This window comes from Paenibacillus sp. SORGH_AS_0306, assembly GCF_030819345.1.
GTDB classification, from domain to species: Bacteria; Bacillota; Bacilli; order Paenibacillales; family Paenibacillaceae; genus Saccharibacillus; species Saccharibacillus kyungheensis.
This window is the reverse complement of record NZ_JAUTBP010000001.1, coordinates 5,246,733-5,259,355: the sequence shown is the minus strand read 5'-3', so window position 1 is coordinate 5,259,355 and position 12,623 is coordinate 5,246,733. Positions and strand designations below refer to the sequence as shown.

At 40.0% G+C, this 12,623-nt stretch carries 12 protein-coding genes; 4 read left to right on the top strand and 8 right to left on the bottom strand.

Translation table 11 applies throughout. The annotated features are described in order from the left end of the window. Positions 1 to 119 precede the first annotated feature (119 nt). From QE450_RS23400 to QE450_RS23375, 6 genes are all read right to left on the bottom strand, one after another. The gene (locus QE450_RS23400; protein ID WP_307302494.1) at positions 120 to 755 is read right to left on the bottom strand and encodes a DUF421 domain-containing protein; all 636 of its coding nucleotides are present in this window, start codon (positions 753 to 755) and stop codon (positions 120 to 122) included. 22 nt (positions 756 to 777) lie between these two features. Next, positions 778 to 1,224: a DUF3290 domain-containing protein gene (locus QE450_RS23395; protein ID WP_273614806.1), complete on the bottom strand. Its 447-nt coding sequence runs from the start codon at positions 1,222 to 1,224 to the stop codon at positions 778 to 780. A 172-nt stretch (positions 1,225 to 1,396) separates the two neighbouring features. Next, positions 1,397 to 1,855, bottom strand: coding sequence for a thioredoxin-dependent thiol peroxidase (bcp, locus tag QE450_RS23390; protein ID WP_273614805.1), 459 nt, complete (start codon positions 1,853 to 1,855; stop codon positions 1,397 to 1,399). A 103-nt stretch (positions 1,856 to 1,958) separates the two neighbouring features. Next, complete coding sequence (locus tag QE450_RS23385) at positions 1,959 to 2,747, bottom strand: ABC transporter permease (protein WP_274171026.1); 789 nt, start codon at positions 2,745 to 2,747, stop codon at positions 1,959 to 1,961. A gap of 4 nt (positions 2,748 to 2,751) precedes the next feature. Then, positions 2,752 to 3,546 (bottom strand): ABC transporter permease, encoded by a 795-nt coding sequence (locus QE450_RS23380; protein WP_204826626.1) that lies wholly within the window; start codon positions 3,544 to 3,546, stop codon positions 2,752 to 2,754. Continuing rightward, entirely contained in the window at positions 3,539 to 4,564 is a 1,026-nt protein-coding gene (locus QE450_RS23375) for an ABC transporter ATP-binding protein (RefSeq protein ID WP_069329394.1), read from the bottom strand. The genes QE450_RS23380 and QE450_RS23375 overlap by 8 nt, the downstream gene beginning before the upstream one ends. A 223-nt stretch (positions 4,565 to 4,787) precedes the next feature. Here QE450_RS23375 and QE450_RS23370 point away from each other — a divergent pair, with 223 nt between their 5' ends. The 3 genes from QE450_RS23370 to QE450_RS23360 all read left to right on the top strand — a co-directional run bounded on the left by QE450_RS23370 (position 4,788) and on the right by QE450_RS23360 (position 8,168). Beyond that, entirely contained in the window at positions 4,788 to 5,912 is a 1,125-nt protein-coding gene (locus tag QE450_RS23370) for an LCP family protein (protein ID WP_307302489.1), read from the top strand. A gap of 160 nt (positions 5,913 to 6,072) precedes the next feature. Continuing rightward, positions 6,073 to 7,392 (top strand): glutamate-1-semialdehyde 2,1-aminomutase, encoded by a 1,320-nt coding sequence (locus QE450_RS23365; RefSeq protein WP_274171029.1) that lies wholly within the window; start codon positions 6,073 to 6,075, stop codon positions 7,390 to 7,392. 284 nt (positions 7,393 to 7,676) lie between these two features. Next, positions 7,677 to 8,168 carry a type III toxin-antitoxin system ToxN/AbiQ family toxin gene (locus QE450_RS23360; RefSeq protein ID WP_307302486.1) on the top strand — a complete coding sequence of 164 codons (492 nt, stop codon included), beginning with the start codon at positions 7,677 to 7,679 and terminating at the stop codon, positions 8,166 to 8,168. 122 nt (positions 8,169 to 8,290) lie between these two features. Here the strand turns inward: QE450_RS23360 and QE450_RS23355 are convergent, their stop codons facing one another. After that, the gene (locus QE450_RS23355; protein WP_307302484.1) at positions 8,291 to 9,691 is read right to left on the bottom strand and encodes an aminotransferase-like domain-containing protein; all 1,401 of its coding nucleotides are present in this window, start codon (positions 9,689 to 9,691) and stop codon (positions 8,291 to 8,293) included. A 230-nt stretch (positions 9,692 to 9,921) separates the two neighbouring features. On the opposite strand from QE450_RS23355, the gene QE450_RS23350 reads away from it, so the two are divergent. Then, a complete protein-coding gene (locus QE450_RS23350) occupies positions 9,922 to 10,878 on the top strand; it encodes a DMT family transporter (RefSeq protein ID WP_307302481.1) in 957 nt (318 codons plus the stop codon). A 330-nt stretch (positions 10,879 to 11,208) separates the two neighbouring features. Here the strand turns inward: QE450_RS23350 and QE450_RS23345 are convergent, their stop codons facing one another. Beyond that, positions 11,209 to 12,516: a VWA domain-containing protein gene (locus QE450_RS23345; RefSeq protein WP_307302478.1), complete on the bottom strand. Its 1,308-nt coding sequence runs from the start codon at positions 12,514 to 12,516 to the stop codon at positions 11,209 to 11,211. Positions 12,517 to 12,623 lie beyond the last annotated feature (107 nt).

The window sequence follows — 12,623 nt, the reverse complement described above, 5'->3', positions numbered from 1 at the left end:
GTGAATCAACCTCTAAATATTCCATTATTTAGAAAAAACCAATGACTCCAAACTAACATAGCTCACTCTTTATGTCAAATTTATCATATAAAAATAGAATATTTAAACAGCAAATCGATTTACTTTTTGTACGCATGCAGGCGCAGTTCACCTGAGATATATTCACCTAGATAAACTTCAGATATATGATGATGGGTTTCTTGTTTGACTCGCTCTTCTAGCCATTTGATATCTTTATGAATCAGATCAAGTACATCTTGATTGACCTGTCCATCTACAATAATCGGGTAACGAATATTTTCATCACCATATTGAATAACGGTTAATTGTCCGTTTTGCTCTAAAATGGCTCGTTTTACATTTTTAATCTCGTATATCCCTATCGCTCGTAACTTGAACATCAATTCATTTGCCGATATGCCGCAACGCAGACATTCGCCAACATTGACTTCCCCGTTGACAACTAAGTTGATCGGCTTGCCATCGACAATACGCTTAATATATGGATTGTGTTGTTTGAGGAATTTGATCATAAAGACCAGTAACGTCCAGATCATCAGCACGAGGAAAAATTGTAAAGGCTTGACTGCTTCATTATAGATCACACCGCCTATAATGCCCCCGAGTACATAGTTCTGCACTTGATCAATCGCCGATGTGGGCGCTAGATTGCCTTTGCCCATTAGATTAATCTGTAACACCAGACAAAGAATACCGAGCGCTAATTTGATAATAACAGGATAATAAGCTTCCATAGATTGTTTCCTTTCTCTCTACTTATTGGTTGATGATGTGAACGTCTGGATTCACCAGATAGACCGTTTCTAATGTATAAGCACTCATATCATCGTTAAAATGAGCGGTATAGTAAGCTGTTGGTGTTTTGATAATAACTTCGTCTACAAGAGTAGTTGAATTCACACTGATCGTTGTTTCATCCAACTTCTGGTCTTTGGCTAATTGATGGACAAATTGCACCATCTGCGAGTATTTGGAGTAGGTGCTCTGATCTTGCGTATAATCCGAATACTGTACACCGATCATAAACACTATAATAAGTAGCAAAATAATACTTAGATCGCGATATTTGGTCTCAATACGTTTGCGCATATATAAGGAAAATAACACCAGCAATAAGATCAGTGCGACAAAAATAAAGATGTATTTGAGATAGACATTAAATGTCGATTGATTTTCCAAATAAGCAATAGTGTAGAAATTCATAAGTCGTTATCCTCTCCTTTGATATCAATTGCTATCCACAAGATGACTACAGGTAAGCGCTATTTTTATCCATTAAAAAAGCAACGTCTTTGGAAGGACGTTGCTTTGGTAGAACTATCATAGAGCCGTATTGATTTGTAGCAACTTTACTTGCTTCCATAACAATGTCTTTTTACAGTGCAGCAAATACTTCTTCGGTATGCCCTTTAACTTTCACTTTGTTCCAAGCTTTGATCAAGATACCTTCTTCGTCGATCAGAAATGTAGACCTTACAATACCTTCGTATTCTTTACCATACATTTTCTTCAATTGCCATACGCCAAATGCTTCTGCAACTGCATGATCAGGATCAGATAATAACGGGAAAGACAGTTCATACTTTTGTGCAAATTTATCATGAGATTTGACCGGATCAGGACTGATTCCCAACACAACTGCACCTTTTTGCTCATACGCTGCTGAACTATCGCGGAAATCGCAAGCTTCCTGGGTACAACCCGGTGTGCTGTCTTTGGGATAAAAGTATAACACGACCTTTTTTCCACGATAATCGCTTAACGATATTTCTTGACCTCCAGATGCTTCTAATGTAAATTCAGGCACCGGTTGCCCTATTTGTAATTCACTCACGGTAATTCCTCCTTCAGCTCTCTTATTCTTTTTATCTTCGATGTAAAATATAAAGAACTCACTTTCAAAATACAATCATGTTCCTTCTTAAATTATACTCAACTTATGATCCTGCTCCGCGATAACGCTTGATTCCACCATTCCAGAATAACAATCCTAGTGCGAAAAAGACAATCCCCATCACAGGTGTGATCCACGCCATACGAATCATTTCGGGTCGATCTAAAAACAGTGCCGCAGGATAGATACCTACAAATGCGAATGGCAATATCCATGTTAGTAAAATTTGAATAATACGGTTGTAGATCGTAATCGGATAACGTCCGTATGTCTGGATATTGTACATTAATGGAATAATTCCTGTCGGTGAATCCGAATAAAAAGAGATCGACGTTAGAATCGTATAGATTCCGGTATAGATCAGTGTTGAACCGAGCACCATCACAATCAGTGCAGGAATATGCCACCATAATAGCTCGATTCCTAACTGACCTCCACTCCAGATCATAATAATCACACCAATCAACGAACCGATTAATGACGGTGGATCAAGATTTTCTAGAAAAATCTGAAATAGATTATGAGCAGGACGGGTCAAAATGCGATCCATTTCTCCTTTGACAATATAACGATCCCCAAAGTTCCATAGATTCACAAAGCAACTATACAATCCATACGGAATCATAAAGTATCCATATACAAATACCACTTCCGCTTCGGTAAATCCACCCAATGTATCTGTATGTGCAAATACGACAAAAATAAAGATTAAGTTGGTCGCTTGAAATAACAAATCCGAGATCACTTCTACCCAGAAGTCGGCACGATACGTTAGACGTGTCTTTGCATAATTCAGAAAGTATTCCCATACCAATCCAAGATAATATTTCATCTGCTTAGCCCCCTTGTACGAACAGCCGCACACGAGCAGCGCGCCATATAAAATAAATTGGAATTAATAATAGAACAAACCAAACCACCTGAATCCCTAACACTTCCAAAATGCCTGTTCCTTTGACACGACCTGTAAATACCGAACCCGGCAAATACGTAATCGCTTGAAAAGGTAGAAAATTCATAATCGATACCAACCAACCCGGGAAAAAGCTAATCGGAATCAACAACCCTGAAAATAGATCAACGACAATTCGCTTCATCCGCATCATACCTTCGTTATTTTCAACAAAAAAGGCAAGCATTCCGATAATAATATTAATCTGCGAATTGATCAGAAAGCTAAAAAATAACATGATCAGAAAACCGATCCAAGAGGTGATACTTGTCGGCAATTGAACCGGAAATAAAAGTAATGCAATCAACATCCCTGGAATCATAAATAGTAAGAAACGGAACAATCCTTCACCGAATCCTTGCATCATTTTGACCATCAAATAGTTGTACGGGCGGATAAACTGAATCGCTATCGTACCGTCTCGAATCTCGGTCGCTATCTCCCGATCCAGATTGTTAAAATAAAACGACCGTGCCATCCACGAAACAGCTACATACGTGGTCATCTGTGCGGCTGTAAAGCCTGCAATCTGCTCTTTGCCCCCGTAGATCGCTTGCCATGTAAAATAATACACACCGATATTAAGCGTATATACCAGAATACCAGAGTAATAATTCACTCGATATGCCAGCATCGTCAAAAAACGAATACGAATAAAATCCCAATACAGACTAGACATGAATCTTAACCTCCGGCTTTTCGGCTGAACCGGAACTATAAATCTGACGTACAATTTCATCGGTACTGGTCTCGGAAATCTGAATATCTAGAATTTCGACCTGACTGAGCACTGCGGTTAGCACATCGGATACAGCTGTATCTGCGGTTACTAATGCTGTAGCTACAAGTTCACCTTCTTGTGTCCACTGTACAGGTAGACTGGCTGTCCATGCTTGGAGCTGAGATGCAGTCACTGCTTTGCCGAACTGGAAGCGTACTTCTTTGCCTTTGCCCCAGCGAGTCTTCAGATCATCTAAGCCGCCATCATAGATGACGTTACCAGCATCCAGCATAATCACGCGTGAACAGAGTGCTTCAATATCTTGCAGATCATGTGTTGTCAGTAGAATCGTTGTCCCTTGTGTACGATTAAGGTCTTTTAGAAATTCACGAATTTCGGATTTGACGACGATATCCAGACCGATCGTAGGTTCATCCAAAAAAATAATCGATGGATTGTGTAACAATGCTGCAACTAATTCACAACGCATCCGCTGACCCAGACTCAGCTTACGTACAGGACGGCTTAATAAGTCTTGTAATTGCAGACGCTCCACCAGCTCATCGAGGCGTTTTTTGTAATCTGCTTCAGATACCTGATATACTTTACGAAGCAATTGAAAAGATTCTATTACTCCTATATCCCACCACAACTGACTTCTTTGTCCGAACACAACACCGATTCCCTGCACGAACTTTTCCCGTTCTTGATAAGGCACATACCCGTTAACCTTAATCTGTCCGGATGTAGGGACAAGAATACCAGTAAGCATTTTGATGGTGGTCGATTTGCCAGCACCATTTTCCCCGATATACCCACAGATTTCTCCTTGTGGAATAGAAAAGGTAATATCGTTCACCGCAGCAACTTCATTATATTGCCTTGCGAATAAGTCTTTCAGTGCTCCGGTTAATCCTCCGCGGCTCTTCTGAATCTGAAAGGTTTTGCGTAAATCTTGTACTTCGATCGCCTGCATGAGTATCTCCTTTATGCTTGATTGATGTTCATGTTAGAAATGCGCTATAATTCGCGTTATTTATAACAATCTTGTCAATTCGCTGTAATTGATTGTTGCCTAAAAAAAAATTATAATGTACGGGTGTCATGAAGAGCAATCAAAAGTGATAAACAATTTTTCAAATTGGCATTAAGATTCTGAAAACATAGTATAGACCTCACCCTCGAAAGGAAGAAAGATCATGAATGTAAAGACAAAGCGAACGCTGCTTTGGACCGTAGCGATCATTGTAGTTGCGGTTATAGGCTATGCGATTTATTACTTCACAGCAGTATATAATCAAATTGATGCATTACAAAAAACAGGCGATGCGTCACCTTTTAAAAATGTGCAACCTACCAATGTCGCCGCTACTCAGCCTCCTGTATGGGAAGGAACCGAACCTGTCAATATTCTTTTAATGGGTGTCGATTCGCGTAGTGCAGACGATGGTGAAATTCCACGCTCAGACACCATGCTTGTCGCTTCACTTGATCCTGTCAAAAAAACAATTCATTTATTCTCGATCCTGCGTGATACGTATATTCCGATCTCTGGTTATGGCGAAAATCGGATCAATAGTGCGATTACACATGGACCGAATACAGCGATGAAAACAGTTAGTGACTTGCTTGGTATTCCGATTCAATATTATGTCTATACCGACTTCCAGGGCTTTATCAAACTGGTAGACGCTGTTGGCGGTATTGATTTTAATGTTGAAAAAGATATGCATTATACCAGTGCAGCAGATAAACACGAATATGATATCGATCTCAAAGCAGGTATGCAACATTTAGATGGCAAAACGGCTCTGCAATATGTACGTTTTCGTCATGATGCAATGTCTGACTTTTCCCGTACTGAAAGACAACGTGCCTTTTTAACTGCGGTTGGTGAGAAAATGAAATCCACCACTTCAATTATGAATCTGCCGACGATCTTACAACAAGTCAATCCGTATATTGATACGAACTTGAGCACTGACGATCTATGGAAACTCGCTTCGGTCGCTTACGATAGTAAAATGAATGGTAGTGACCAACTGCCTCCAGACGATCTACTAGCCGAGAAAAAAGTAGGCGGCGCTGATGTGATCGGTATCAAGAGTAGCGAAGAATTACAAAAATATGTACAAGATGCTTTAAATAAATCAGCAGTGGAACCAACACCTGTATCCACAGGTACTAACAAAAGCGGTACAAGTTCAGACAGTTCTTCGAGCAGCTCCAATTCAAGCTCAAGTACAGAAAGTTCCAGTCCAACCAATACAGGCGGTTCTTCTTCACGCTCAACATCGAACAGCTCAAGCTCTTCGGTGCAGTAAGCCTGTTAAGATAATCACTCAACATTCTGTAGCAACAATGGTAAAATAGAAACAGCGCAGTTCAATCATCGTCACATCTGTAGTTATAGCGCCCGTCTAAAGGGCGCTTTTTTCTTGTCTGGACGGTGGTTGCTGTTATTTTGAATAAGGAGCGATTGTATTGAATCCACGAACACGTTCTTCCCAATTATATGAACAAGCACTAGAACATATTGTAGGCGGTGTGAACAGCCCGTCTCGCTCATTTAAAGCTGTCGGTGGCGGCGCACCTGTATTTATGGCTAACGCGAAAGGCGCTCATTTTACAGATGTCGATGGCAATAAGTATATCGATTATCTAGCGGCATATGGCCCGATCATCACCGGACATGCCCATCCACATATTACTGAAGCGATTACAAGAGCCGCGCAAAATGGAATCCTGTACGGTACACCGACAGAACTTGAGATCCAATTAGCAATGATGCTCAAAGACAGTATTCCTTCTTTGGATAAAGTTCGCTTTGTAAACTCGGGTACTGAAGCAGTGATGTCGACGATTCGTGTCGCGCGTGCGTATACCAAGCGCAACAAAATTATCAAATTCGCTGGCTGTTATCATGGACATTCGGATCTGGTGCTTGTCGCAGCAGGTTCTGGCCCTTCAACACTGGGGATTCCAGATAGTGCAGGGATTCCAACCAGTATCGCGCAAGAAGTTATCACTGTACCATTCAACAATCTAGAAGCGCTACGTGAAGCATTAGAACACTGGAGCGATCAGATTGCAGCCGTAATGGTAGAGCCGATTGTCGGTAATTTTGGTATGGTTATGCCTGCTCCGGGATTTTTGGAAGGGTTATGTAAGTTAGCTCATGATTATGGCGCTTTAGTCATTTACGATGAAGTCATTACAGCTTTCCGTTTCCATTACGGTTCCAGTCAGACATATGCTGGATTAGACAATCACGATCAGATCATGCCTGACTTAACAGCACTTGGTAAAATTATTGGTGGTGGACTGCCGATTGGTGCTTATGGTGGTCGCAAACATATTATGGAACAAGTCGCTCCACTAGGGCCTGCTTATCAAGCAGGTACGATGGCAGGAAATCCTGCGTCTGTCGCTTCAGGGATTGCTTGTCTGGAAGTGTTGCAAGGCGAAGGCGTCTATGAAGAAATGGAACGTCTAGCCATTCGCTTAACGGATGGATTACGTGAGTCTGCGGATCGTCATGGTGTAGCGATGACTATTAATCGTATTCGTGGTGCATTCTCTACGCATTTCTGCGATCATCCGGTAACTGATTACGATCAAGCGCAAGATACCGATGGTGAGAAATTCGCATCTTTCTTCCGTCATATGCTAGATCGTGGTGTATGTCTGGCTCCTTCGAAATATGAAGCATGGTTTTTAACAACCGCTCACGTGGATGCTGATATTGATCAGACATTGCAAGCCGCTGATGAAGCGTTGAAGTTGGTTGCAGCAGGGAAGTAATAATTAAACTGCTCATTCCCCAAAAATAAATCTATAAAATGTAAACAGCTTTATATCTTTGGATTGAATCTTCAAAAAAATTCTGTTAAAATATGATTAATTAAAACATAATAATTCACCTGTATAAGTGTGTTTATTATGAGGTGTTCCACTACCAATGCAAATGTGGGCTTTAAAGTTGGTGTTCCACTACCAATATAAATGTGGGCTTTAAAGTTGGTGGACGCTACCATAAGTGCGAGGAAATAGAAGCCTAATAGCTTCTATTTTTTTTGGAGAAAATATTGAATGAATTGAAATTTTACAAGGTATCTGATGACTATATCAATTTTTTACGCAAATATGATACTGGCGTACAAATGAATGCTTCCAGCAATAAAATACGTCCATATGTAGGAATATTATTGCGAATCAACGAACATGATTATTATGCACCATTGTCATCTTATAAACCAAAATTCCAGAAAAAGAATGCTACTTTTGCGAAAATATATAATAATGCTGAACAAGACCCTGTTTCTGTTATAAAATTCAATTGCATGATTCCTATACTATCTAGTGAATTTACATACATAGATTTTTCTTTGGAAGAGAAACAATATTCTGCCTTATTGCAAGCAGAATACGAATACATCAAATCTAATCAAGATGATCTTTTAAAACAAGCGAAAAATCTATACATCAAAGTAAATAAAGGTAATCGCTTTTTAGCTAGCAGATCATGTAATTTCAAATTATTAGAAAGTATATATAAAGATTTCGAAAAAATACATTAATTATTATTTTGAAATCTTTATATAAATCAAGCGACTTGTGAGTATATCACAGGTCGCTTTTCTTTTGCCTGAATCATCATACCGTATGCCGTAGAACAGTGATTTTTAGTAGATGAAGACTATTACTCATATAACTTAGGTGTAATCGATAACTTACGAATTTCTTTGGCGATAATATTCAGTGTGTGATCAATCTGCTCTTCAGGTACATTGGATACATTCATCCGCAATAGATTAATCGTGTACGGACTGTCTGGCAAAAAGTGCTGGCTACCATCGCCTACGATAATGTTCTGCTGTGCTAAACGCCGGATCAATACAGAAGTTGGAAAATTATCGGGTAATCGTAAAAAGGTATGCACTGCCTGATTACGAGGAGCATGAGCAAAAATAGGATCAGCTGATAAAACATCTAATGTGCGATGCAACTGCTTGATTCGGCGATCATAGCCTTCAAGCAGATAGCGACGATAACGGGTAAACATTCCGTTTTTGATATACATATGTAATGCGGCTTGCGATAGCACAGAACTATCGATATCCAGTAAACGTTTATATTGAGCAAAGGTATCGATTAATGCTGCTGGCAACACTGCTACACCGATTCGTAGACCAGGGAAAAGAATTTTGGAATAGCTTTTGAGATAAATAATATGCTCTGACGTGTCATACGCATACATCGGGTCATTCGAGACAGAGTGTTCTAGATCAGACAAATAATCATCTTCTACGATATACACATCGTACTTTGCCGCTAATGCGACTAATCGCTTTTTATCTGCTGTCGATAGCGATGTTCCTAATGGATTATGAAATCGTGGAATCACATAAAAGAACTTGATCTCTCCACTCTGAAAAAGAGTCTCGATTCGCTCCCAATCCAGTCCATTCACTGTTCGCTCTACTCCTTCCACAGGTACATGAAGTGCTCCCAGTAATTCGATCAACAAATGGTAACTCGGTTGCTCGATCATAATCGTCTGCCGACCATTTGGAAAAGGCATCATCGTCAAAATCGACAATGCTCGCTGTATCCCTGATGTGACAAATAACTGAGATTCGCGCGCAAATACTTGTACTTCTTCTAACTGCTGTCTTACTTCACACAATAATGGAGGTAACCCTTGAGGCATCCCATATGAAAATAATTGATCCCGGTAGACATGAGTTGCTTGATTCAGACAACTTTGAAAATCGTCATAAGGAAACAATTCAGGTGCTGGCGCTGCTGATGACAAATCAATCTGTTCACGCACTGGATAACGCTGTTGATTGTATCCTTGTTGAGCTACATAATATCCGCTTCGATCCATCGCATAAATCCAGCGTTCTTGCATCAATTGTTCATACGCTCCGATTACTGTAGACGGGCTACACTGATTAGTTTGAGCCATAGATCGAATCGAAGGTAATTTCTGACCCGATACTAACGTACCTGCTTGAATCTGCTGTGCGATATGTACAACTAATTGTTGTTGTTTATTCATAGGTTTACTTTTTGATGTGTTTTTAAATTTATTCATGAGTTGGCTCCTCCCTTACCCTGTAGTGCCTTCGTCTACTATACGTACTCTGCTGAATACTTATGGTATAGACCACATTATAGTCTCTTCTCCATTGGATCTTCTAAAAGTTGTATACAATCTGTATCGGTACAGTTTGATTTTATCGTGATTGTGAGCTGTTTGTCCGCCACGTATATTGAATAAGCAACCTATTCATATTGCAAATGATCACCTGGAGGTACACATAAATGACTACCCAATCTAATCGTATACCCGCTTACCTAGCTGCTCTAGCTTATGCACTGATTATCGGATTTTCGTTTTTATTTATGAAAATGACGATCAATACAGCACATCCACTGGATGTACTGGCTCATCGATTTTTGTTATCTACTCTCGTGTTGGGAATTCCTATTCTACTAGGCTGGATCAAAGTCACCTGCACCTGGCGAGATATCTGGCGCATTTTACCACTAGCGATGTTATCACCTATTTTGTTTTTTGCTTTTCAAGCGTTTGGATTGTTGTATGCTTCTTCTTCTGAAGCTGGCATTATACAGGCGACTGCTCCTATTTTCACATTGATTCTGGCGACTTATTTTCTCAAAGAACAATCGTCATGGATACAAAAAGGATCGCTGTTACTGTCTGTGATAGGCGTTGTGTTTATTTTTGTGATGAAAGGCGGTACCAACTTTTCGCTCAGTAATCTGGGTGGAATCTTGTTATTGATCGGGTCTGCGCTTTGTTTTGCAGGGTATGGCGTACTCGCTCGCCCGCTTACCAAGCAGTATAATCCACTTCAATTAACATGGGTAACGATGATAACGGCTTGTGTGTTATTTAATATCGTAGCACTTGGTCGGCATCTGATACTCGGGACGGTAATTGAATATGTTCAGCCATTTACAGAGCCACATTATGGATTCGCTTTGCTTTACTTAGGGATATTGTCTTCGCTGGGAACGACTTTGTTATCCAGTTATGCGCTCTCTCATCTGGAAGCGACCAAAATGAGTGTATTTAGCAACTTTGCAACCATTACGTCGATGATTGCAGGTAGTGTATTTTTGCATGAGCAGTTAATGTATTACCATATCATTGGCACCGCTTTGATTATTCTTGGGGTATTGGGAACCAATTGGGGCAAACGCTCAGGCGATCGATCCAAGCAGATGATAACATCAAAAGTTAAAGTGAGGTAAAGTCCTCTTTTCAAAAGAGAAGATTCTCTAATCGTTGTTGTTGCAAGATGTCTATTCTAATGCGATAGAAAACTGATATGTGAAAACTAAAAAATAAATTTTACGCATTACTTCTATTTCATAGCAATGTATAGCCTTTCTTTATTCAAATAAATGATTCTTATCTATTTCAGTTCCTTCTTCTAATTCAAAAAAAGAGCCAAAAGATAGTAAAAGTCATCTCTACATTATACAAGATGCTTTACTGCCTTCTGGCTCTTTTACTCTTCACTCTTCACTCTTCACTCTTCACTCTTCACTCTTCACTCTTCACTCTTCACTCTTGTGCAATTATGCCAAAATTCCTTTACGTCTTGCTTCTACAATCCAGCTTGGGAATTCGTTCAATAGGCGATCATATAGCTCTTCATCGCTCACTTTAGAAATATCGTCTAATTCGAAAAAGCTGGCATTATCTATAAAACGTCCTTTAAGCTCATCCAACTGACGCAAAATACCATAATTCGCATTGCCCAGTCCAACAAATTGCCAGAACAGATTTTGATGAGAACTTTCGGTAATTAACTTGGTAATCTTGCTTTTACTGCTGACTCCACCATCGCTGAAAAAGATAATATACGTCGGAATACGTACATTCGGTTCTTCGACTGTATATCTGCGAATCAAATCTTCCATCACAGGCGGTTCATTATTTGTTCCACCTTTACTTCCTAACTTATAGGTGCGCGCGACATAATCTTTATAATCTTCAGCACGTACACTTGGCGCACGTAGAAATTCTTTGGCAAAAAACCATACATCCAATTCGCCATTATCATCAAATGCCGCCGCAATCGCCAATATACGTTCAAAAGCTTCTTGCACGACCCCTTTTTTGTACAAAGAATACATCGAACCCGATGCATCGAACACTACCGCTACTCTGGCTTGAATCGGGGGGATTTGTTTCTTTTCAAGTGATAAGGTGACTTTGCGTTTGAGCAGATCGATTTTGCCTATCGATGTATTTACTGGTGGAGTGACTGGTTCAGGTGTGGATACAGGCTCAGCAACAATCGGCACAGGTGTTGGATCAGCCGGACTTGCTTGCGAAGGCGCTGTTTCTTCTTCAGGGCTATCGTCAATATCTACGCCAAATGATTCTGCTAAAGGCTTCAAACCGCCAAAAAATCCACGTCCAATCGCTCGCACTTTGAACCCTTGCTGATAGCGATACACTTCTATAAAAATAAGCGCAGTCTCTGCTGTCGCTTCTGTAATTGTATATGTAATCTCTTGTTCACCAAGCGTAAGCACCGCTTTGCAACTCTGTACTTCTGCAAACGTGCCTGCTCCTTCTAACGTAGCTGTAAATACACATTTGGCAATAGGAGCCGCTTGTAATTTAGTCATATTTAACGCAAATTGTGTACTCCGCTCTGTTGCTTGTTCCAAATGCACTGATTGATGCGGATCGACATTTTGATTGTAAAAAATAAAATAATCATCTGAAGGTACTTTGCCTGCTTCATTCACCATAAAGCAACTGATATCCAGCGGCGACGGTGAAGCATCACATTGAATCATTACTTTTAACGAATCACCTTGCGCCAGATTGGTATTTTGTCCTTGATTCAGTACGATATGTTCACTAGCCATAAGAGCAACCCCTTTTTCAATCATTATTTTTATATTATTACCATAAAGCCTATTATTTACCTCGTCAAATCTAAATAGTACACATACTGCAAATATACGGTATAATA

Bases quoted from the DNA above. Each gene is read 5' to 3' on its own strand.
- QE450_RS23400 (WP_307302494.1), bottom strand. From the start codon at position 755: ATGGAAGCTTATTATCCTGTTATTATCAAATTAGCGCTCGGTATTCTT.
- QE450_RS23350 (WP_307302481.1), top strand. From the start codon at position 9,922: ATGACTACCCAATCTAATCGTATACCCGCTTACCTAGCTGCTCTAGCT.
- QE450_RS23355 (WP_307302484.1), bottom strand. From the start codon at position 9,691: ATGAATAAATTTAAAAACACATCAAAAAGTAAACCTATGAATAAACAA.
- QE450_RS23375 (WP_069329394.1), bottom strand. From the start codon at position 4,564: ATGCAGGCGATCGAAGTACAAGATTTACGCAAAACCTTTCAGATTCAG.
- QE450_RS23345 (WP_307302478.1), bottom strand. From the start codon at position 12,516: ATGGCTAGTGAACATATCGTACTGAATCAAGGACAAAATACCAATCTG.
- QE450_RS23385 (WP_274171026.1), bottom strand. From the start codon at position 2,747: ATGAAATATTATCTTGGATTGGTATGGGAATACTTTCTGAATTATGCA.
- QE450_RS23395 (WP_273614806.1), bottom strand. From the start codon at position 1,224: ATGAATTTCTACACTATTGCTTATTTGGAAAATCAATCGACATTTAAT.
- QE450_RS23370 (WP_307302489.1), top strand. From the start codon at position 4,788: ATGAATGTAAAGACAAAGCGAACGCTGCTTTGGACCGTAGCGATCATT.
- QE450_RS23380 (WP_204826626.1), bottom strand. From the start codon at position 3,546: ATGTCTAGTCTGTATTGGGATTTTATTCGTATTCGTTTTTTGACGATG.